Origin of the sequence: Thermoactinospora rubra, from assembly GCF_002093975.1 — a bacterium.
GTDB classification, from domain to species: domain Bacteria; phylum Actinomycetota; class Actinomycetes; order Streptosporangiales; family Streptosporangiaceae; genus Nonomuraea; species Nonomuraea rubra_A.
In genome coordinates, this window is sequence record NZ_MSZZ01000054.1 from 1 (window position 1) to 20,365 (window position 20,365).

23 protein-coding genes and 1 tRNA gene are annotated in these 20,365 nt (G+C 70.5%); 6 read left to right on the forward strand and 18 right to left on the reverse strand.

The genetic code is table 11. The features are described from left to right. Positions 1 to 454: 454 nt before the first annotated feature. The 14 genes from BSB02_RS32290 to BSB02_RS32350 form a co-directional block, all read right to left on the reverse strand. Entirely contained in the window at positions 455 to 925 is a 471-nt protein-coding gene (locus tag BSB02_RS32290; protein WP_143591416.1) for a hypothetical protein, read from the reverse strand. A 40-nt stretch (positions 926 to 965) separates the two neighbouring features. Then, positions 966 to 1,448 (reverse strand): hypothetical protein, encoded by a 483-nt coding sequence (locus tag BSB02_RS32295; RefSeq protein ID WP_084964774.1) that lies wholly within the window; start codon positions 1,446 to 1,448, stop codon positions 966 to 968. A gap of 138 nt (positions 1,449 to 1,586) precedes the next feature. Beyond that, positions 1,587 to 2,588, reverse strand: a complete 1,002-nt coding sequence (locus tag BSB02_RS32300) for an ABC transporter ATP-binding protein (protein WP_084964831.1) — start codon at positions 2,586 to 2,588, stop codon at positions 1,587 to 1,589. Positions 2,589 to 2,729: 141 nt separating this feature from the next. Then, positions 2,730 to 3,341: a GNAT family N-acetyltransferase gene (locus tag BSB02_RS32305; protein WP_084964775.1), complete on the reverse strand. Its 612-nt coding sequence runs from the start codon at positions 3,339 to 3,341 to the stop codon at positions 2,730 to 2,732. A gap of 9 nt (positions 3,342 to 3,350) precedes the next feature. Next, entirely contained in the window at positions 3,351 to 3,476 is a 126-nt protein-coding gene (locus BSB02_RS43195; RefSeq protein ID WP_276206377.1) for a hypothetical protein, read from the reverse strand. Then, positions 3,464 to 4,507 (reverse strand): ArnT family glycosyltransferase, encoded by a 1,044-nt coding sequence (locus BSB02_RS32310; RefSeq protein ID WP_240506838.1) that lies wholly within the window; start codon positions 4,505 to 4,507, stop codon positions 3,464 to 3,466. Before BSB02_RS32310 ends, BSB02_RS43195 begins: the two co-directional genes overlap by 13 nt. An 85-nt stretch (positions 4,508 to 4,592) precedes the next feature. Further along, entirely contained in the window at positions 4,593 to 4,985 is a 393-nt protein-coding gene (gene rplL, locus BSB02_RS32315) for a 50S ribosomal protein L7/L12 (protein WP_084964776.1), read from the reverse strand. Between the two features lie 54 nt (positions 4,986 to 5,039). After that, on the reverse strand, positions 5,040 to 5,564 hold the full coding sequence (rplJ, locus tag BSB02_RS32320; RefSeq protein WP_084964777.1) for a 50S ribosomal protein L10: 525 nt from the start codon (positions 5,562 to 5,564) through the stop codon (positions 5,040 to 5,042). 246 nt (positions 5,565 to 5,810) lie between these two features. Beyond that, the gene (locus BSB02_RS32325; RefSeq protein ID WP_240506840.1) at positions 5,811 to 6,653 is read right to left on the reverse strand and encodes an SCO4651 family lipoprotein; all 843 of its coding nucleotides are present in this window, start codon (positions 6,651 to 6,653) and stop codon (positions 5,811 to 5,813) included. A 768-nt stretch (positions 6,654 to 7,421) separates the two neighbouring features. Further along, complete coding sequence (rplA, locus tag BSB02_RS32330; RefSeq protein ID WP_084964778.1) at positions 7,422 to 8,141, reverse strand: 50S ribosomal protein L1; 720 nt, start codon at positions 8,139 to 8,141, stop codon at positions 7,422 to 7,424. A 65-nt stretch (positions 8,142 to 8,206) separates the two neighbouring features. Continuing rightward, positions 8,207 to 8,638: a 50S ribosomal protein L11 gene (rplK, locus tag BSB02_RS32335; protein ID WP_084964779.1), complete on the reverse strand. Its 432-nt coding sequence runs from the start codon at positions 8,636 to 8,638 to the stop codon at positions 8,207 to 8,209. An 86-nt stretch (positions 8,639 to 8,724) separates the two neighbouring features. Continuing rightward, a complete protein-coding gene (nusG, locus tag BSB02_RS32340) occupies positions 8,725 to 9,411 on the reverse strand; it encodes a transcription termination/antitermination protein NusG (RefSeq protein WP_084964780.1) in 687 nt (228 codons plus the stop codon). A gap of 56 nt (positions 9,412 to 9,467) precedes the next feature. After that, positions 9,468 to 9,713, reverse strand: a complete 246-nt coding sequence (gene secE, locus BSB02_RS32345) for a preprotein translocase subunit SecE (protein ID WP_240506842.1) — start codon at positions 9,711 to 9,713, stop codon at positions 9,468 to 9,470. 79 nt (positions 9,714 to 9,792) lie between these two features. Next, positions 9,793 to 9,865 (reverse strand) — tRNA-Trp (locus BSB02_RS32350). A gap of 234 nt (positions 9,866 to 10,099) precedes the next feature. Here BSB02_RS32350 and BSB02_RS32355 point away from each other — a divergent pair. The 3 genes from BSB02_RS32355 (at position 10,100) to BSB02_RS32365 (ending at position 13,837) form a co-directional block, all read left to right on the forward strand. Beyond that, positions 10,100 to 11,302, forward strand: coding sequence for a pyridoxal phosphate-dependent aminotransferase (locus tag BSB02_RS32355; protein WP_240506843.1), 1,203 nt, complete (start codon positions 10,100 to 10,102; stop codon positions 11,300 to 11,302). A gap of 222 nt (positions 11,303 to 11,524) precedes the next feature. Beyond that, on the forward strand, positions 11,525 to 12,667 hold the full coding sequence (locus BSB02_RS32360; RefSeq protein ID WP_084964833.1) for an RNA-guided endonuclease InsQ/TnpB family protein: 1,143 nt from the start codon (positions 11,525 to 11,527) through the stop codon (positions 12,665 to 12,667). Between the two features lie 138 nt (positions 12,668 to 12,805). Next, positions 12,806 to 13,837 (forward strand): adenosine deaminase, encoded by a 1,032-nt coding sequence (locus BSB02_RS32365; RefSeq protein ID WP_084964783.1) that lies wholly within the window; start codon positions 12,806 to 12,808, stop codon positions 13,835 to 13,837. Here the strand turns inward: BSB02_RS32365 and BSB02_RS32370 are convergent. The 3 genes from BSB02_RS32370 to BSB02_RS32380 are packed head-to-tail and all read right to left on the reverse strand — an operon-like array spanning position 13,826 to position 17,331. Beyond that, entirely contained in the window at positions 13,826 to 14,551 is a 726-nt protein-coding gene (locus BSB02_RS32370; RefSeq protein ID WP_084964784.1) for a hypothetical protein, read from the reverse strand. The two genes, BSB02_RS32365 and BSB02_RS32370, sit on opposite strands and share 12 nt — an antisense overlap. After that, on the reverse strand, positions 14,538 to 15,077 hold the full coding sequence (locus BSB02_RS32375) for an RNA polymerase sigma factor (RefSeq protein WP_084964785.1): 540 nt from the start codon (positions 15,075 to 15,077) through the stop codon (positions 14,538 to 14,540). Before BSB02_RS32375 ends, BSB02_RS32370 begins: the two co-directional genes overlap by 14 nt. A 19-nt stretch (positions 15,078 to 15,096) precedes the next feature. Beyond that, the gene (locus tag BSB02_RS32380) at positions 15,097 to 17,331 is read right to left on the reverse strand and encodes an ATP-binding protein (RefSeq protein ID WP_158088791.1); all 2,235 of its coding nucleotides are present in this window, start codon (positions 17,329 to 17,331) and stop codon (positions 15,097 to 15,099) included. 169 nt (positions 17,332 to 17,500) lie between these two features. On the opposite strand from BSB02_RS32380, the gene BSB02_RS32385 reads away from it, so the two are divergent. Next, positions 17,501 to 18,232: a class I SAM-dependent methyltransferase gene (locus tag BSB02_RS32385; RefSeq protein ID WP_084964787.1), complete on the forward strand. Its 732-nt coding sequence runs from the start codon at positions 17,501 to 17,503 to the stop codon at positions 18,230 to 18,232. A gap of 120 nt (positions 18,233 to 18,352) precedes the next feature. On the opposite strand, the gene BSB02_RS32390 is transcribed toward BSB02_RS32385, so the two are convergent. After that, positions 18,353 to 18,763, reverse strand: coding sequence for a tautomerase family protein (locus BSB02_RS32390; protein WP_084964788.1), 411 nt, complete (start codon positions 18,761 to 18,763; stop codon positions 18,353 to 18,355). A 108-nt stretch (positions 18,764 to 18,871) separates the two neighbouring features. Between BSB02_RS32390 and BSB02_RS32395 the strand changes: the two genes are divergently transcribed. Next, entirely contained in the window at positions 18,872 to 19,537 is a 666-nt protein-coding gene (locus BSB02_RS32395) for a winged helix-turn-helix transcriptional regulator (RefSeq protein ID WP_143591418.1), read from the forward strand. A 138-nt stretch (positions 19,538 to 19,675) separates the two neighbouring features. Beyond that, the gene (locus tag BSB02_RS32400; RefSeq protein ID WP_084964789.1) at positions 19,676 to 20,290 is read left to right on the forward strand and encodes a dihydrofolate reductase family protein; all 615 of its coding nucleotides are present in this window, start codon (positions 19,676 to 19,678) and stop codon (positions 20,288 to 20,290) included. Positions 20,291 to 20,365 lie beyond the last annotated feature (75 nt).

Here is a 20,365-nt window from a genome sequence, read left to right on the forward strand (position 1 = left end):
ATACGGCGGAGGCGTTGCGCGAGGCTGCCAACAGATGTCCTTCCGAGGGCTCGCGGCGGACTGACTACACGCACGCCAGACGACCTCACTCCGTGAGCAAGCAAAGCGGGTCGTCAAAGGGCAGCGCAAAGGGGCAGTGTAGCCGAACGGCACACGCCTGTCCACTCTGCTCTCGCTGCATGCTCCACGTTGCTCGCAGCATCGCCCGTCCGAGCGCAAACGTCAAGCCCGTGAGCCGGACTTTCGCCGGATTCGTAGGCTAGACGCTGGGATTTCTCCCCGGAGCGACGCTCGTTCGCCGTCAGGCCCAAGACGATACCCGCGATCCGAGACGGCTAACACAGCGTCACTACCGAGGCGCTACCCCGGTCGAGCTGTGACGGTCGTACCCGGCACCCAGGCTACGCTAAACCTCTTTTTTAATAACAATTTGTCCTTCGCCACGCGCGAGCCCTCACGCGCTGCCGATCAGGGTCGATAGCTGGGCCGCGAGCCAGCCCGTGTCGCCGCGCACCATGACGAGCCTCGCGCGGTTGTGGCTCACCTGTTGCCGCGACCCGGTGATAGTACCGAGATCGACGAAGACGAGCACCTCCACCCGGTCCGGTGTGGCGCGCTCCACAGCCGCGCCCGCCACGGTGGCCTGCTGGACCTTCTTGTCGGCCTTGGCGCTGGCGACGAGCGTGGCCCGCAGTTCGTCGTAGTGCCGCGACAGCTCTCCCGTGGTGTGCTCGCGGGCCCGGGCGAGGTCCTGCTCGATCGTGCGGTAGTTGTACGACAGCAGGTCGGACGTGACCGCGCGGGCGGCCGCCATGGCCTCCGCGCCCGCCGCCTCGGCCGCGTCCAGCCGGCGCAGCTCCAGCGCCATCACCGCCACCGTCACCACCAGCCCGGCTGCGGCGAGGGCCAGGACCGCCACGGTCACGACCCGCCTCACCGGCTCCGCCCCGCCTCGCGCGCCCGCCTCACAGGACCTGCACCGCCTTGGACACCAGCCAGACTCCCCGCACCTTGGTGACCTCCATCGACCACCGGTAGAAGCGCTTCTGCGGCGCCGCCCGCGAGCCCTCCCACCGGATGTCCACGTCGGCGACCACCAGTGCCTTGGCCGTACCGCCGGCCAGCGACTCCAGCCCCGCCGCGCGCAGCACGCCGGTCTGGACCACCTTGTTGGCCAGCGTCGTCTGCCGGAGCTTCGCCGAGCCCGCGGCGTACTCCGCCTTGGCCGCCCCCGTGGAGGTGGCCAGGATGCGCCGGATGTCGGCGTCGACGGTGGCGTGGTTGAGCGAGATCAGGCTGATCGCGTGGGCTCCCGCGGCGTCGAGCGCGGCCCGCCGGTCGTCGGCCCGCGCCTGCGCCTCCCGCAGGCGGGCGCCGGTCCACACGGCCGCCACGCCCAGCAGCACGACGAGCGCCGCCAGCACGGGGATCAGGAGCCGTCGCGCCATGCCACCGGATCATAATCGGACAACCCGCCGCGCAACCGCGGAACGCCCGGTTGGAGGGGGTGTCGCGGGCCGTACACCTGACGCGGGCCGTACGCCCGACGCGCCGACCCCCGGATCGCCCTCCCCCGCGCCGCCGCCCTACCGCACCCCGTTGAGGTGGGCGTTGATCAACCGCGGGTACTCCTCCAGCCAGTTGCGCCCGCGCTCGTCCACGAACGACCCCGGCGGCGGGATCACCCCGTTGGCCGCCAGCCACGAGCCCGGCGGCCTCATCGTGCGCCGGATGCGGTTGCCCGTCGGCATCAGCTGCGGCGGGATGGGCGGCAGCGCGCCCGGGTCGTGCCCCATCTGCGCCTCGGCCTCCAGCTCCGAGACGTCCTTCTCCTCCGACATCCCGATGGGCCCGTGCCGCCGCGCGTTGAGGAACTGCCTGACCACCGGTTCCTCGCTGGACAGCAGCATCTCCCGCGGCCCGAACATGACCAGCTCCCGCCGGAACAGCAGCCCGATGTCGTCCGGCACCGTGCGCGCGGTGTTGATGTCGTGGGTGACGATGAGGAAGGTCGCCTCGATCTCGGCGTTGAGGTCGACGATGAGCTGGTTGAGGTACGCGGTTCGCACCGGGTCCAGGCCGGAGTCGGGCTCGTCGAACAGGATGATCTCCGGATCCAGCACCAGCGCCCTGGCCAGCCCCGCGCGCTTGCGCATGCCGCCGGAGATCTCCCCCGGCAGCTTGTTCTCCGCGCCCACCAGGCCGACCAGATCCATCTTCTCCATCACGATCTGGCGGATCTGCGACTCGCTCTTCTTGGTGTGCTCGCGCAGCGGGAAGGCGATGTTGTCGTAGAGGTTCATCGAGCCGAACAGGGCGCCGTCCTGGAACAGCACGCCGAACAGGCGCCGCAGCTCATACAGCTTGTTCTCGCTACAGTTGGCCAGGTCGTGCCCGTCGATCCAGATGTGTCCCCGGTCGGGGCGCAGCAGCCCGACCAGCGTCTTGAGGAAGACCGACTTGCCGGTGCCCGACGGGCCGAGCAGCACGGAGATCTCCCCGGCGGGCAGCGTGAGCGAGACGTCCTCCCAGATGACCTGCTTGCCGAACGACTTGGTCAACCCCTCGACGACGACTTCGACGCCCACGGTCACCTTCCACGCACAGGCGGTAGCTTGGGCGGCACTTTACCTCGCGCGTGCCGTTCCGCTAGCGACCTTCCCGCGAATTGGACTCCAATCCAATAGAGCGGGCGAATCGTTACCGGCCGGTTATCCCTGCACCGCCGCCTATCCGAACACCACCGACGTCAGCGGCGCCACCAGCCGCCACCCGAGCGTGCCGTACAGCGCGCGCCCGTCCCGGGTGGCCGCCAGCACTCCCGTACGGCCCGCCCCGAGCCCCTCCAGCGTGCGCATCACGACGCTCCCCAGGCCGCGCCTCCGGTGCGGCTCCTCGGTCGCGACCCGGTCCACCACGGCCGAGCCCGCGCCCGCCACGATCCGGCCCCGCGCCGCCTCCTCGCCCGTGCCGGCGACGACGATCCGGACCCGGGTGAGCGTCCCAGCGGTCTCCGTGACCACCTCGTACCCCTCCGGGCAGACCGCTGTCACCTCCTCCAGCGGCCTGGTCATCAGGAAGCCCGGCTCCCTGATCTCCCAGCCCGGCGTCAGGAACGGCGCCACCTCCTCGGCGGGCGCGAACACCTTCAGCCACGTGCCCGGCGTCGTGGTCGCCGCCACGATCCGCTCCAGGGCGTCGGGGTCGGCGGCGGGCAGGACGTGCCGCCGCACGTGGCCGGGCTGCCCGACCTCGATGCTGAACCCGTACGGCTGGGCCACCGGCGCGGCCGCCTCCCGGGAGACCGCCCATCCCGTCACCCATGCGTGCACCAAATCCACGCGCGGAGCCTAGCGAGCGGTCAGGTCGTAGAGAGTCACGCCCCCGGTCTCGGTGGCGGTGAAGGTCTGCCGCACCCAGGCGGCGATCCTGGCGGCCTGGTCGCCGTCGCTTGAGTCGCGCCCTATCCGACCCATGATGAAGTAGTGGGTCCTCCCCTCGGCGACGTGGCGCTGGACCTGCCGGCGTTGAGCAGGCCGCCTCCCCGCCCGCTGGGAAAACCGCCACCGCCGAAACCGCCAGGAGCCCCACCGAGCATCCCGCCCTCCACGGTCCCGCCGCCGGGCATGGGAGGGCGGAACCCGCCGCGGCCCATCGCCCCCGCGGGCGGCCCCCCGAAGCCGGGGCCGCCCGCCGTACGCGGCCCCGCCGCGGGGATCGCGCCCGTGTGCGGCGTGGCCGCCGTGTCGATCGCGTAGGCCGCCGGACCGGCGAGTGCCACGACCACGGCGACGGCGGCAGCCGTACCCGCCGACCGGCCCGGGCGGGGACCCGCCGATGTACGGCCTGGCGTCCTCGGGCACGAGCGCCACGGCCGCCACCCACCACCCCGCCGCAACCACCATGGCGGCACCGGCCACGCACAGCTGCCACACGCGCCGCCACAGGCCCGTCGGCGCGGTCGCCAGGTAGACCAGGGCGAAGGCCGGCAGGACGAGGAAGGCCTGCAGCATCTTGGCCAGGAACGCGAACCCGACGCAGGCCCGGCCGGCGCCAGCCACCGGGTGGAGGCGGCCTCCTGGGCCCGCAGCAGGCAGTACGCGCCCAGGGTGAGCAGCAGCACCAGCATCGCGTCGGGGTTGTTGAACCGGAACATCAGCACCGCCACCGGCGTCAGGGCCATGACCGCGCCGGCCAGCAGGGCCGCGCCCGTGGAGAAGTGGCGGCGCACCGCGGCGTAGACGACGCCCACCGTGGCCACGCCCATGAGCGCCTGCGGCGCCAGGATGCTCCAGGAGTTCAGCCCGAACAGCCGCACGCTCAGCGCCATCGGCCACAGCGACGCGGGCGTCTTGTCCACGGTGATGGCGTTCGCGGCGTCGGAGGAGCCGAAGAAGAACGCCTTCCAGCTCTGGCTGCCCGCCTGGACCGCGGCCGAGTAGAACGGGTTGGCCCACCCGGAGGCGCCCAGCCCCCACAGGCAGAGCACTCCGGTGGCGACCAGCACAGGCTCCGGACAGGCTCCGGACATGCCAAAGGGGCGGACCCACCCGGCACCAGGGTGTGGGGTCCGCCCCTTTCGCTGAGAGCTCTTACTTGACGGTGACGGTGGCGCCGGCGCCCTCGAGGGCGGCCTTGGCCTTCTCCGCCTGCTCCTTGTTGACCTTGCCGTCGAAGACCGGCTTCGGAGCGCCGTCGACCAGGTCCTTGGCCTCCTTCAGGCCCAGGGAGGTCAGCGCGCGGATCTCCTTGATGACCTGGATCTTCTTGTCGCCGGCGGCCTCGAGGATGACCTCGAACTCGTCCTGCTCCTCGGCGGCCTCGGCCGGGGCGGCGGCGGCACCGGTCGGGGCGGCGGCGACGGCGACCGGGGCGGCGGCCTTGACGTCGAAGGTCTCCTCGAAGAGCTTCACGAACTCGGAAAGCTCCAGGAGGGTCATCTCCTTGAAAGCGTCGAGCAGCTCGTCGTTGCTGAGCTTCGCCATGGTGTTTCCTCCGTATGGATCTTGCTAAGTGTGGTGGTGGGACAATCCCCGGTCTTACTCGCCCGCCTCTTCGCGCTTGGCGCGCAGGGCGTCGGCCAGCTGCGCCATCTGCGTGGGCAGCGCGGCGAACATGGCGGCTGCAGCGGACTGCTTCGCCTTCATGGCACCGGCCAGCTTCGCGAGGAGGACCTCGCGGGACTCGAGGTCTGCGAGCTTGGTGATCTCGGCGGCGTCGAGGGCCTTGCCCTCCATGTAACCGCCCTTGATCACCAGCAGGGGATTGGCCTTGGCGAAGTCACGCAGACCCTTGGCGGCCTCCACCACGTCGCCCTTGACGAAGGCGACGGCGGTGGGGCCGGTGAGCAGGTCGTCCAGACCCGTCACGCCCGCCTGGTTGGCGGCGATCTTGGTCAGGGTGTTCTTCGCCACGGCGAACCTCGCGTTCCCACCGAGCGACTTACGCAGCTCCTTGAGCTGTGCGACGGTGAGACCGCGGTATTCGGTCAGAACGGCGGCGCTGCTGGCCTCGAACTCGCTCTTGAGCTCGGCAACCGCTGCCGCCTTATCCGCCCTCGCCATGGGCCTCCTTCCTGATGTGCCGCCGGAAGTGACGAACCCCAGACATGAAAACAGCCCCGAGCGCAGGCGCGTCGGGGCTTGCACACGGTCAGGAGACCATGTGGAAAGCTCGCATCTCACACCTGCGCGGGTCGCCCACATGCGTGGATCCTTCGGTCGCCAGGAGGTGCCTGGACGACGACCAGCGGTCTTCGGCACCAGCCAGGATAGGTCCTGGCTGTCAAGATGCCAAATCGGGTTCTTCGCTCAGCCGGTCGGGGCCTGGCTGGGCCGGCTCAGCTCGTTGAGCTCCCCCACCTGGTCCGCCGGAGGCGTCTGGACCGTGACCGGCTGGTTGAAGCCCTTGAAGAACAGCGTGGCGTCCAGCGTCGCGCCCTCCTTCGAGCCGTTGAGCGCCAGCTTCCGCGGCAGCCCGTCGGCGCCGACCCAGATGTCGAACTTGACGTCCTTCAGTTCCGCCAGCGTCGGCCTGGCCCGCTCCCGCTGGTCGGCGGGCAGCTGCTGCAGGGCCGCCTCGACGGGGAACGTGCCGCTGTAGCGGGTGGCGTCCTCGCCGTTGACGCTCTCGGTGCCGACCGCCTTGACGTCCTGCGAGGCGGTCACCATCTGCGTCACGGTGGCGAGGTCGAACTGCCGCACCTGGTCGAGGTACTTGTTGACCTCGGCGGCCGACCCTGCCTGGGCGAGGTCGACGCGGATCCACGGCTTGGTCGCGCCCAGCATCTGCTTGAGGGCCTCGACCTTCACGTACAGGACGTCGCCCTGCAGCACGGCGCGCACCTCGCCGGGCACGTTGCGCCCGCCGAAGCTCACCGTGTCGAGGGTGACGTCCACGGCCAGCTGGGGCTGGTTCTGGTAGAGCATCCGGCCCTGGACCTTGCCGGAGCCCTGCTGCGGATGCGTCACGTTCACCACCGCGTCGACGGTGTAACTGGTGACGCTCTGCGTCTTCTGCGCGGCCTGCTCGAGCACCTCCGCGGCCGCCAGGTTGACCTGGAGCGGCTGGGAGGCCGACCCGCAACCGGCCACCGCGAACAGCGCGGCCGCGCCCGTCGCGGCGGCAGCGAGAGTAATCCTGCGCTTCAGCATGCTTTCGACCCTACGTGGCGATCTCACGCCGCAGCGCCTTCCCCACCAGAATCCAGGGAAACGCCAGGGTTTTCCCTGGGTTTTACTTTTTGGTTTTTGTCCTGTACGGCAGAGCCAGGTCGGCACCACCCGCCAACCGGGGCCGGGCCCTGTCCAGGGAGACGCTCACCGGGCGTTCATGGCCGGCCGCCGCAACGGCGTGACGTTGGACGATCGCCGTGGCCCTCGGGCTGGCCGCCGTCGCCGTACTTGCCGTCCTGCTGTGGCGGGGGCATGGAGTGCGTTGAGCCGCCCCGCCGCCGCCGTACTTGCCGTCTGGCTGTGGTGGAGGCACTGAGGGGATGGAGGTGGTGCGGCTCGCTGAGGACGTTGGTAGCGAGCGTGCGCCGGAAGGCCGTAGCGGATGCTCGTGGAGGCCGTAGCGGATGCTGCGGCCCGACCTGTCGCGCGTTGCTCGTCGACCCGCGCAGGTCATGCTCATCATGCTTGCGCGCGCCGAGACCGCAAGCCGCGATGTGGCGCATGCTCACCGAGGCCCACAAGCCCGCGCTCAGCCGTACCCACGCTCGGTGAGCCTTGATGCCCGCCCGGCTGTGCTGACGCCCGGCGACCCCGCTATGCCCCCGCCGAGCCGTACCCCAGCCGCCTTTCTCCCAGTACCTGTGCCCCAGCAGGACGGAAAGCCCGCTACGGCGGGACGGTCCCGTGGAAAGCGAAGGCCCCGCCGGGAGACCGGCGGGGCCATGCCCTATGTGCCCTGCTGGAGGCTCAGGCCTCGAGCTCGGCGGTGATGCCGCGGGTGATGTTGGGGTCGACCGGGACACCGGGGCCCATGGTGGTGGAGAAGGTGACCTTCTTCAGGTAACGGCCCTTGGCCGCCGACGGCTTGAGACGCAGCACCTCGTCCAGGGCGGCGGCGTAGTTCTCCACGAGCTGGCGCTCGCCGAAGGACGTCTTGCCGATGACGAAGTGCAGGTTCGCCTGGCGGTCGGTGCGGAACTCGATCTTGCCGCCCTTGATGTCGGACACGGCCTTGGCCACGTCCGGCGTCACGGTGCCGGTCTTGGGGTTCGGCATCAGGCCGCGGGGGCCGAGGACGCGGCCGAGGCGGCCGACCTTGCCCATGAGGTCGGGCGTGGCCACGACGGCGTCGAACTCGCCCAGCCGGTTGCCCTTGGCGATCTCCTCGATCAGCTCGTCGGCGCCGACGATGTCGGCGCCCGCCTCGCGGGCGGCCTCGGCACGGTCACCGGTCGCGAAGACCAGGACCCGGGCGGTCTTACCGGTGCCGTGCGGAAGGTTGACCGTGCCGCGCACGATCTGGTCGGCCTTGCGAGGGTCGACGCCGAGGCGGAGGGCGACCTCCACGGTGGCGTCGAACTTGGTCGGGGACGTCTCCTTGGCGAGCTTGACGGCCTCGACCGGGGTGTAGAGCTTGCTGCGGTCGACCTTAGCCGCCGCGTCCTTGTACGCCTTGCTGCGCTTCATGGTCAGGGAATCTCCTGCTGGTGGTGTGACGGGCTCTGCGGCCCTCCCACGGGGTGGAACAGGTCTCAGTCGGCGACGGTGATGCCCATCGACCGGGCGGTGCCGGCGATGATCTTCTCGGCGGCCTCGATGTCGTTGGCGTTGAGGTCGGGCATCTTCGTCTCGGCGATCTGGCGCAGCTGCTCGCGGGTGAGCTTGCCGACCTTGTCCTTGTGCGGGACCGCGCTGCCCTTCTCCAGGCCGAGCGCCTTCTTGATCAGCTCGGGCGCCGGGGGCGTCTTGGTGATGAAGGTGAAGCTGCGGTCTTCGAAGATGGTGATCTCGACGGGGATGATGTTGCCCCGCTGGGCCTCGGTCGCAGCGTTGTACTGCTTGACGAAGTCCATGATGTTGACGCCGTGCGGACCGAGGGCGGTACCGACCGGCGGAGCCGGGGTCGCCTGGCCAGCGGGCAGCTGGACCTTGACGAGCGCGGCGATCTTCTTCTTCGGAGGCATGTCCTACTCCGGGTCCTGAGTGGGTGGTGACACGTCGGAAGGGCCGCCCTTCGCGATAGGCGGCCCGCCGAACGACTAAGTGTATGTCAGATCTTCGAGACCTGGTTGAACGACAGCTCGACCGGGGTCTCGCGACCGAAGATCGAGACCAGCACCTTGAGCTTCTGCGACTCGGGGCTGATCTCGTTGACCGTCGCGGGCAGCGTGGCGAACGGGCCGTCCATGACCGTGACGGACTCGCCGATCTCGAACTCCACGGCCGGGCCGCTGGCGGCCTTGGTCTTGGCCTGCTTGGTCTCCTCGGTGGGCTCGGGAGCCAGCAGCTTGGCGACGTCGTCGAGGCTGAGCGGGCTGGGCTTGTTGGACAGGCCGACGAAGCCGGTCACGCCGGGCGTGTTGCGCACCGCGGCCCAGGACTCGTCGGTCAGCTCCATGCGCACCAGCACGTAGCCGGGCAGCACGCGCTCCCTGACGGGGACCTTCTTGCCGCTCTTGAACTCGTCGCGGGTCTGCGTCGGCACCTCGACCTGGAAGATGTAGTCCTCCATGTTGAGGGACACGGTCCGGGTCTCGATGTTGGACTTCACCCGGTTCTCGTAGCCGGCGTAGGAGTGGATGACGTACCACTCGCCGGGCAGCCCACGCAGCGACTCCTTGAACTGCTCGACCGGGTCGGCCTCGGGCAGGACGTCACCGTCTTCGTCGACAGCCGCGACGTCCTCGACAGCCTCTTGCGGCTTCTCGTCCCACTCGTGCGTGGACTCGTCGGACACGGTGACTCTTCCTCTTCCGTCGACTACCGATTGTCGACACCCTCCAGGGTGTCAGATCACTTCCCGCCGAACACGCGCAGGACGGCCTCGCCGAAGAGCCAGTCGAGCCCGTACACGATGCCGACCATGATCAGGACGAACACCATGACGACGGTGGTGTAGGTGACGAGGTCCCTGCGCGTGGGCCAGATGACCTTGCGCAGCTCCGCGACGACCTGGCGGTAGAAGAGGGCAGGAGTGGTCCTGGACTTCTTCTCACCACTCGGCTTGCCTGCGGTCTCGCCGCGAGTGTCGATCGCCACAGTCCTCACCTGCATCTGTCGTGAATCCAACGCACACTTGCGGCGCGCTTTCACGCCTAGGTGCGCGGACCGCAACTCGCAGGGCAAGAGGGACTCGAACCCCCAACCGCCGGTTTTGGAGACCGGAGCGCTACCAATTGCGCCATTGCCCTATGTCGTCAACCAGACTACCCCGGTTGAGTCACTGCCCGGACCTTTCCGCATGGCGACATGCGGAGGCTCGACCAGGCCAGAGTGTAGAGGGGAATGACCGATACGTCGAACCGAATCGCGATCACGCAGGTCACGGCGGCGACGTCGGCGTTCTCCACAAGAGACGTCGGCGTTGTCCACAGGAGCCGGAGAGCCGCGCCCGCGCCGGAGCACGCTGTGACAGCATGGGAGCCATGTCCACCCGACCCCGCATCTCAGCGCGAATCTCCGCGATCAGCGAATCCGCCACCCTGGCCGTCGACGCCAAGGCCAAGGCGATGAAGGCGGCGGGACGGCCGGTCATCGGCTTCGGCGCCGGCGAGCCCGACTTCCCCACGCCCGGCTACATCGTCGAGGCCGCCGTCGAAGCGGCCAGAAACCCGAAGTACCACAAGTACACGCCGGCCGGCGGCCTGCCTGAGCTGCGTCAGGCGATCGCGGACAAGACGGCGCGCGATTCGGGGTATCAGGTGTCCGCCGACCAGGTGCTGGTCACCAACGGCGGCAAGCAGGCCGTCTACGAGGCGTTCGCCACCCTGCTCGACCCCGGCGACGAGGTGCTGGTCGTCGCGCCCTACTGGACGACCTACCCCGAGGCGATCAAGCTGGCGGGCGGTGTCCAGGTGGACGTGGTCACCGACGAGACGACCGGCTACCTCGCGAGCGTCGAGCAGCTGGAGGCCGCGCGCACCGAGCGCACCAAGGTCGTGCTGTTCGTCTCGCCGTCCAACCCCACCGGCGCGGTCTACTCGCCGGACGACACGGCCGCGATCGGCCGCTGGGCGGCCGAGCACGGGCTGTGGGTGGTCACCGACGAGATCTACGAGCACCTGGTGTACGGCGGGGCGGAGTTCACCAGCATCGCCCACCACGTCCCCGCGGACCAGGTCGTCATCCTCAACGGCGTGGCCAAGACCTACGCGATGACCGGCTGGCGCGTGGGCTGGCTGATCGGCCCCAAGGACGTCGTGAAGGCCGCGACCAACCTGCAGTCCCACGCCACCTCCAACGTCTCCAACGTCGCCCAGGTGGCGGCCCTGGCCGCGGTGTCGGGCGACCTGTCGGCCGTGGCGGAGATGCGCGAGGCGTTCGACCGGCGCCGCAAGACCATGGTCCGCATGCTCAACGAGATCCCGGGCGTGGTCTGCCCCGAGCCGCTGGGCGCGTTCTACGCCTACCCGTCGGTCAGGGAGCTGCTGGGCAAGGAGCTGCGCGGCAGGAGGCCGGCCAACAGCGCCGAGCTGGCCGAGCTCATCCTGGAGGAGGCCGAGGTGGCCGTCGTGCCGGGTGAGGCGTTCGGCACGCCGGGGTACTTCCGCCTGTCTTACGCGCTGGGCGACGACGACCTGGTGGAGGGCGTCAGCCGGATCGGCAAGCTGCTGGCCGAGGCGCGCTGAGCCGTCGCGGGCGCTACTTCTCCTGCCATACGCCCTCGTGCCGAAGCTGTCGCACACCTCGATCATGATGTCTTCGCAGCGGCGCAGGACCTCATCGGCGAACACCTTCCCCGAGTGTGTGGGTGCAGGCCCCAGGGCGTACAGGCCGACGCTATGGCCTGGCCGGATACGGGATGCGGTTCCCACCACAGTGATGCAGGCCAACCGGTAGTGTGTTCGATCGTGAGGCTGGTGGTGCAGGTGAAGCTTCTGCCGACGCCTGAGCAAGCGGCGGCGTTGGAGGGCACCGTGCGCGCCGCCAACGCCGCCGCCGACCTGGTGTCGCGCATCGCCTTCCGGCAGCGGTGTTTCCGCGCCTACGACCTGCGCAGGCACACCTACCAGCAGATCAAGGCCGACTTCGGGCTGGCCGCCCAAGCCGCCCAGCACGTGATCAAAAAGGTGTGCGACGCCTACCGCACCCTGCACGCAAGCCTGGCCGCCGGCCGCTTGGGCAAGCCAGGCTCGGCGCGGCGCGTCAAAGCGGCAGGCAAACCGATCTCCTTCCGCCCGCTGGCGGCCCAGCCCTACGACGACCGCTGCCTGTCATGGGATCATGACCGGCGGACCGTCTCGATCTGGACGGTTGCCGGGCGGATGAAAGACCTCGCTTTTACCGGCTCGCTTGAGCAGCTGACGCTGCTGGCCGCGCATCGGCGGGGCGAGTCGGATCTGGTGTGCCGCGACGGGATGTGGTTCCTGCACGCCACCGTCGAGGTGCCGGATGTCCCGACCGCCGCGCCGGAAGGGTTCCTCGGGGTGGATCTGGGGATAGCGAACATTGCCACCACCAGTGACGGGGTCCGGCACAGTGGCAAAGCCCTGGCCGCGGTCCGCCACCGCAACCGCGAGCTGCGCCGCCGGTTGCAGGCCAAGAACACCAAGAGCGCCAAACGGCTGCTCAAGCGGCGCCGCCGCAAGGAGGCCCGCTTCGCCGCCAACCTCAACCATGTCATCGCCAAGCAGCTCGTGACCGAGGCAGAACGCACCGGGCGCGGCATCGCACTGGAAGACCTCCAGGGCATCCGCGAGCGGGTACGGCTTCGCATGCCCCAGCGGGTCAGGCTGCACTCTTGGAGCTTCCACCAGCTGGGCGCCTTCATCGGCTACAAGGCGGCCCGGGCCGGGGTGGCCGTGATCTATGTGGACCCGGCCCACACCTCCCAGCAATGCTCTCGCTGCGGACAGGTGGACAAACACAACCGGCCCGATCAAGAAACCTTCGCCTGCACGTCGTGCGGCTTCGCTGAGCACGCTGACGTCAACGCAGCCCGCAACATCGCCGCACGCGGTGAGGCGGGCTGGGCAGTGAGTCACGCTGCCTGACGCGGACCGGACCGTCGACGCCATCGACGGCGGGAGCTGCAAGCTCGGCCGTTTTACCGCCGAGAAGCTGACTCATGGGTCATCGGGTCCCCTTTCGCCCTCCCCAACGCCCCGCCTGGCCATAAGGTTGAGACGCATATGGAAAGGCAGCGCGAAAGACCCCTGAACACCCTCCCGAAGGCCCATCTGCACCTGCACTTCACCGGCTCGATGCGGCACACCACGCTGATCGAGCTGGCCGCGGAGCAGGGGGTGCACCTGCCCGACGCGCTGGTGGAGGACTGGCCGCCCCAGCTGCACGCCACCGACGAGCGCGGGTGGTTCCGCTTCCAGCGCCTGTACGACATCGCCCGTTCGGTGCTGCGCAAGCCCGAGCACGTCTACCGGCTGCTGCGGGAGGCGGCCGAGGACGAGGCCGCCGAGGGGTCGCGGTGGCTGGAGATCCAGGTGGACCCGTCGGGGTACGCGCAGCGGTTCGGCGGGCTGACCTCCACGCTGGAGCTGGTGCTCGACGCCGCCGAGAAGGCCGCCAAGGCGTCGGAGGTCGGCATCGCGGTCATCGTGGCCGCCAACCGCACCAAGCACCCTCTCGACGCCAGGACGCTGGCCAGGCTCGCCGCGCAGTACGCCGGGAAGGGCGTGGTCGGCTTCGGGCTGTCCAACGACGAGCGGCGCGCCCAGGCGCGCGACTTCGACGCCGCCTTCCGCATCGCCAAGCGCGCCGGGCTGCTGGCCGTGCCGCACGGCGGCGAGCTGCTGGGGCCGCGCAGCATCGAGCAGTGCGTGGACGACCTGGAGGCCGACCGGGTGGGGCACGGGGTGCGCGCGGCCGAGTCGCCGCGGCTGATGGAGCGCCTGGCCGACCGGCAGATCTGCTGCGAGGTCTGCCCCACCTCCAACGTGGGGCTGGGCGTGGTCGAGCGTCCCGAGGACGTGCCCGTGCGGGCGCTGTTCGACGCGGGGGTGCCGCTCGCGCTGGGGGCCGACGACCCGCTGTTGTTCGGCTCGCGGCTGCTGCCGCAGTACGAGCTGGCCAGGCGGGTGTACGGCTTCCGCGACGCGGAGCTGGCCGAGCTGGCCCGCCAGTCGGTCCGGTCGTCGTCGGCGCCGGAGTCGGTCCAGAAGGAGCTGCTCAAGGGCATAGACGAGTGGCTGACGTCACCGCAGTGACCGGGCGACCTCGACGGCCCGGTCCCTGTCCCTGATGCCCTCCAGCCGGTAGCCGCGCGTGCCCTCACCCCACACCAGCGTGGCGTCGGCCACCCGCAGCGGCAGCTCGGTGCCGTCGGCCCTGGTCAGGTAGCTCACCGGGTGGGCGCGGGCGATCCACCAGCCTTCGTGGACGCCGATCGACACCATGTCCGGCCAGGTGTCCAGGCGCTTGAGGAACAGCGGGTGGAGGCCGCCGTCGAACTGGTCGAGGCGGACGCCGCCCGGCCAGAGCATCGAGACGATCCTGCCGTTGTCGCTCAGCCGTACCTCCGCGGGCTCGCCGAGCGCGGCGGGGACCCGGACCGGGAACGGCGCGGCGCGCCTGGCCTCCTCCAGCGTGACCCGGCCCTCGCCCGGGATCGGCCGGGTCACGCTCGGCGTGGGCGCGGGCTCGCCGATCCGCAGCTCCACCCCGCCCGCGCGCAGCACCCACGTCAGCGCGGCGGCGGTGAGTGCCAGCACGACCACGGCGATCACGGCGACGAGCCTCCAGCGCCGCCGCGGCACGGCCGGCCGCGGGCGGGCGCGGTCGTGCGCCGGGTCCGGAGACTCCAGGCGGGCCCGTACGGCCGCCGCCACCTCGGCGGGAGGCGGCGAGGGCACCTCGAGGGAGTCGCCGAGGGCCAGCAGCTCCGCCTCCAGGTCGTCGTCGTGGAAGTCACGCGAGGTCACGGCCCACCTCCTCCCTCAGCCTGGCCAGGCCCCGGTGCGTCCTGGACTTCACGCTGCCCACCGGGCAGTCCAGCACCTGCGCCGTCTCGGCTTCGGACAGCTGCAGGAAATACCGGCACACGACCGCGTCGCGTTCCCGATCAGGCAGGTTGCGCACCGCCGCCAGCAGCCGGGCCCGGCGGTCGGAGGCGACGGCCGTGCCCTCTGGGTCGTCCGGCGCGGTCACGGGCGTCTGGGCGCCGATCCGCACGGCCAGTTCCGACCGGCGGCCGCGGGAGCGGGTGAGGTTGTGGGTCTCGTTGGCGACGATGCGCAGCAGCCACGGCCGGAAGGGGGAGTCGCGGCGGAAGGAGGCCAGGTGCCGGTAGGCCTTGACGAAGGCCTCCTGCACCACGTCCTCCGCCTCGTCGCCGGCGCCGAGCATGGCCGCCGTCCGGTGCGCGAGCGCGCTGTAGCGGGCGACCAGCGTCTCGTAGGCGCTCAGGTCACCGGCGAGGGAGCGGGCTATCGCCTCGTCGTCGTCCATGGACGAGACAGATTCCACCTCATCCGGGCGGCCGGGCGGAAGCCTGTTCCCTGATCCAGTCGGCGATCTGCGCGCGGCGCGACAGGCCGAGCTTGGCCATGACCTGCGCCACGATGGCCGCCACGGTGTGCTCGGAGGTCACCAGCCGCTCGGCCGCCTCGGCGTCGGACAGCCCGGCGGCCACCAGGCGGGCGACCTCCCACTCCCTTGGGGCGAGCGGGAGCCGTACTCCCCGGTCCTGGCGGGCGGCCAGCGTCACGGCGGCGTCCAGGCCCAGGCGCTCGCCCCTGGCCCGCGCGGCGGCGAACGCGCGGCGGCCGAGCGCCCTGCGCGCCAGATGGGCGCAGGCGGCGTGCGGGGCGTTGAAGTACCGCGAGCGGAACAGGCGCGGGCCGACCGACGGCCAGATCCGCGCGGCGGCGCCCTGCAGGACGGCGGCGCGCTCGTACTCGCCGCGCTCGGCGCGCAGCAACGCGATCAGCTCGACGGCCAGGACGGTGCCGAACAGGTCGTGGAAGTGATGGCTGACCTCCAGGCAGCGCAGCGCCAGCCGTAGGGCGTGCTCCCGGTCGCCGCCCAGCCAGGCGACGTAGGATTCGGCGTAGTCGGCGTGGGAGCGCACCCATTCCTCGCCGACGCCCTCGCAGGTCTCGCGCACCTGCTCGCACAGCGCCGTGCACTCCTTCAGCCGGTCGCGGAACGCCAGCGCCATGGCGAGCTCGACGCAGGCCATGAGCACGTTGCACTCCAGCACGTCGCGACGGGCGTAGAGGTCGAGTGCGGCGTTGAACAGGTCGATGGCGCGGTCGTGGTCGCCGCCGACCAGCGCCAGGCCGCCCAGCCGGTGGACGGCGTGGGCGATGGTGGCGGGGTCGCCGAGCGCGCGGCAGTCCTCCAGCAGGCGGCGCGCCCTGGCGAATTCGCCCCCGAGGACGCAGACGTATCCGGCTACCCATAAGGCCTTGGCGTGGGCCGCCGGCGCCTTCGGGGCCGCTTCCACGTTGCTGAGGGCCCGCTCCAGCCAGTCGCGGCCCTCCCCCAGCTGGCCGCAGCCGACCCAGTAGAACCACAGGGTGGCGGCCAGCTCCAGTGCCTCCTCGGCGTCGCACCGCTCGAAGGCGACGCGGAAGTTGGCCATCTCGCAGCGGGTCCTGGCGAAGATGGCCCGCTGGTGGGGGCCGAACCAGGCGGCCTCGCTGTGGCGGGCCAGCTCCAGGTAGAACTCCTTGTGGCGGCGGCCCAGCCGTTCGGCCTCCTCCTGGTCCAGGCGGTGCAGCCACTCGGCGCCGTACTCCTTGATCGAGTCCAGCAGGCGGAACCGCACGCCGTCGGGAAGCTCCTCCCTCGACAGGATGGACTTGTCGAGCAGGCCGCGCACCAGGTCGACGATCTCGGCGCGCGGCAGCCGTTCGTCCGAGCACACCGTCTCGGCGGCGGCCAGGCTGAAGCAGCTGGTGAAGACCGACATGCGTGCCCACAGCAGCCGCTCGGCCGGGGCGCACAGCTCGTGGCTCCATCCGATGGCGGCGCGCAGGGTGGTGTCCTGGCCGGCCAGCTCCAGGGGCGCCAGCTGGGCGATGATCCGCTCCAGGGGGAGGGCGCGCAGGCGGACGGCGGCCAGCTCGATGGCCAGCGGGAGGAGGTCGAGCCGCCGGCACAGCGTGGCGATGCGTTCCTCGGTCTCGGCGGTGAGCGGCGGCCTGGCCGGGGCGCGCTCGGCGAACAGGGCCACGGCGTCCGGCGGCGACAGCGGCGGGACGGTCAGGACCTGCTCGTACTGCACGCCCAGGACCTGCCTGCTGGTGACCACGACCGTGACGCCGGGCGCGCACCTCAGCACGAGGTCCACCAGGTGGGCGCAGGCGCCGACCAGGTGATCGGCGCCGTCCAGGACCAGCAGGAGGCGCCGGCCGGGCAGGTGCGCGCGCAGGACCTCCTCGGCCGGGCGGGCGGTCTGGTCCGCCAGGCCAAGCGCGGCCGCCACGGCCCGGCCGAGCATGCGGGGGTCGCGGACCTCGGCGAGGCAGACGTAGAAGGCCCCGTCGTCGTAGTCGCCGCGCACCGTGTGGGCCAGGCGGCGGGCCAGGCGGGTCTTGCCCACGCCGCCGGCGCCGGTGAGGGTCAGCAGGCGGGTACGGCCCAGCAGGGCGACGGCCTCGGCGAGCTCCAGCCGGCGGCCGACGAAGCTCGTCGTCTCGGCCGGCAGCCGCCCTTTGGGGTGTTGCGGGTCCACGGCGCGGTTTCCTGCGTCCATGGCGCCCCCTCGGCAATGGGGAACAAAAGCAAGACCAACGGATCGTAACCCCATGAATGCGTTCAGGAACGACAGTTGTCGGCATCGGGCCGTCACGTGACCCTTCCGTTCCCGTCGGGCACTAGACTCTGCCGGACACGTGACCTGTCTCTTGGGGGACACAGCGAAGATGTCTGGCTACGACCGCATAGTGCAACCGGCCGCCGGTGACGAGGCCCTGGAGAACCACCTGGGTGGCGACGAGGCCAAGAACTACCGGCAGTACGAGCTCGACATGGTCGCGCCGCACGTCGGGCGTTCGATGCTGGAGATCGGCTCGGGGCTGGGCCACTTCGCCGAGCAGTTCCTGCCCCGCCTGGACCGGCTCGTGGTCAGCGACTTCGACCCCTACTGCGTCGAGCAGCTGCGCAAGCGCTTCGCCGACCGCTCCGACGTGGAGGTGCTGCAGTTCGGGCTGCCGACCGACATCCCGCTGGCGGAGCCGGTCGACACGGTGGTGATGATGAACGTCCTGGAGCACATCGAGGACGACGTCGCCGCCCTGCAGTCGCTGGCGAAGGTGACGAAGCCGGGCGGGCGGATCGTCATCTGGGTGCCGGGATACATGCAGCTGTATGGCGACTTCGACCGCAAGGTCGGCCACGTCCGCCGCTACACCCCCGCCACCCTGCGCACCTGCGTCGCCCGGGCCGGGCTCGACATCGACGTGCTCAAGCCGATCAACTTCCTCGGCGGCATCGCCTGGTGGGCCGCGGTACGGCGGGGCGGCGTCAACTATCCGGACCCACGCATCGTCAAGATCTACGACCGGACCGTCGTCCCGCTCACGCGCTTCATCGAGCGCTTCGTCCGCCCGCCGTTCGGGCAGACCGTCTTCTGCGTCGCGCGCGTTCCCGGCTGACGCCTCCCCGAGGACGATCAAGCCGCTGGCTCGCCCGGCCTCGATGGCGATCGAGGCCGGGCGAGCCATCAGGAACCTCTTGATCCTCGGCCGCCGGTGCGGCGCGGCCGGGCTGTGCGTTCAGTCCCGGGTCAGGTGCTCGACCGCCGCCACGATCTCCGGGTTGTCGGACTGGAGCCGTCCGGCCCAGCCCGCGTTCTCGAGCGGGTAGTGGTTCATGAGCACCAGGGTCTCCTCGGTGTTGGCGATGCCCGCGTACGCCGTGGCGATGGCCGCGTGGATTCGCGCCGACATCTCGCGTTTGGTGTCGAGGTCCTTCAGCTCCGGGACCTCCAGGAAGCAGACCGGCCGTACCGGTTCCGCGGCCGGCCGGCCGTCTTGGGCGACGTTGTCTGCCGGGTACTCGCGCAGCCAGATCCGCACGTCGGGGATCCGGAAGGCCGCATCGACCGCGTCGGTGATCTCGCGCATCATCTGCCGCTTGGCGTCCGGCTGGATCCCCGTGGGGGCTTCGATGAACAACTGTGGCATGGCCGCTTCTCCGTCTCTTCGGCCGTATTGGCCGGAAGGCACAACCATAAAGTCGGAAATTCCAACTATCAAGTCCATATTCCGGATGTTGCCTGATAGGCTGCGGACATGGCAGGCAGGCGCAGGTATGACGACGGCTGCGCGGTGGCGCATGCCCTGGAGCTGATCGGAGAGCGGTGGGCTCTGCTCGTCGTGCGTGAACTGGTGCTGGGCCCCAAACGGTTCACCGACCTGCGGGCCGGCCTGCCCGGCGTCAGCGCGGACGTGCTGTCGCAGCGGTTGCGCGAGCTCGGCGACTCCGGCCTGGTGCGCAAACGCAAGCTCGCCCCGCCCGCCGGCTCCTGGGTCTACGAACTGACCGAGTGGGGGGCCGAGCTGCAACCGATCATCACCGGGCTGGGGCGCTGGGCCAGCCGCTCTCCCGCCATGCCGTACGACGCCTCGATCGGCGCCGACTCGCTCGTGCTGTCGCTCGAGGCACTGTTCGCGCCGGAGGCCGCGGGCGGGTTCGACGCCACGATCGGGCTGCGGTTCGGCGAGCAGGAATTCCACGTACGGGTGGCCGATCGGGAGATCACGCTCGCCCGCGGCCCGGCTGAGCGTGCCGACGCGGTTCTGGAGGCCGGCCCCGACACCGTCTCGGAGCTGCTGACAGGCCGGCGCACCGTGGAAGAGGCGCAACGCGCCGGCGATCTGCGGATCAACGGCGATGCTGAGGCCGTCACGCGCTTCCTGCGCCTGTTCCGCATGCCCGAGCCCGCGAGCATGGAGTAACGCCGGCCTGCCCCTCCTCGCTCACGGGGACATGACGGATGGGAGGGGTGGAGGATCATCGCGGACCGCGATGAGTTCCGCGCACTCCGGTGGTCCACACGAGGAGACAGCCAAGCAACAACTGGAAAGGAGGGGACCATGAAGCTCACCGTGACGACCTTCATGACCCTCGACGGCATCGCACAGGCGCCGGGCGGGCCGGATGAGGACCGCAACAGCGGGTTCGAGCACGGCGGGTGGGTCGTCCCGCACATCGACGAGGACTTCGGGCGCGCGATCGACGCCCGGTTCGCCGAGGCGGACGCCTTCCTGCTCGGCCGCAAAACCTATGAGATCTTCGCCGCGTACTGGCCGAAGATCACGGACCCGGACGACCCCGTGGCGGGCAAGCTGAACGGGCTGCCCAAGTACGTCGCGACCCGCACGCTCGACAAGGCCGAATGGGCGGGGACCACCCTCCTCAAAGGCGACGTCGTCGAAGCGGTCGCCGAGCTGAAGTCCCGGCCCGGGCGCGAGCTCCAGGTGCACGGCAGCCTCAACCTGGTCCAGACCCTCATCAAGGCCGACCTGGTCGACGAGTTCTACCTGCTGGTCTTCCCGCTCGTGCTCGGCACCGGCAAGCGGCTGTTCGACGACATCGTCCCGACCGGCCTCAAGCTCCTCGACTCCCGGACCACCGGCAACGGGGTCATGGTGCAGACCTACCGGACCGCCGGCCGCCCGGTTTACGGGAGCATCCCGAAGCCGGAGTAGAACATCCCGGGGGCGACGGGAAATGGCAGGGCGACGATTCTGAAGCGGCGCTCATATTCGGGGTCCACACGGAAA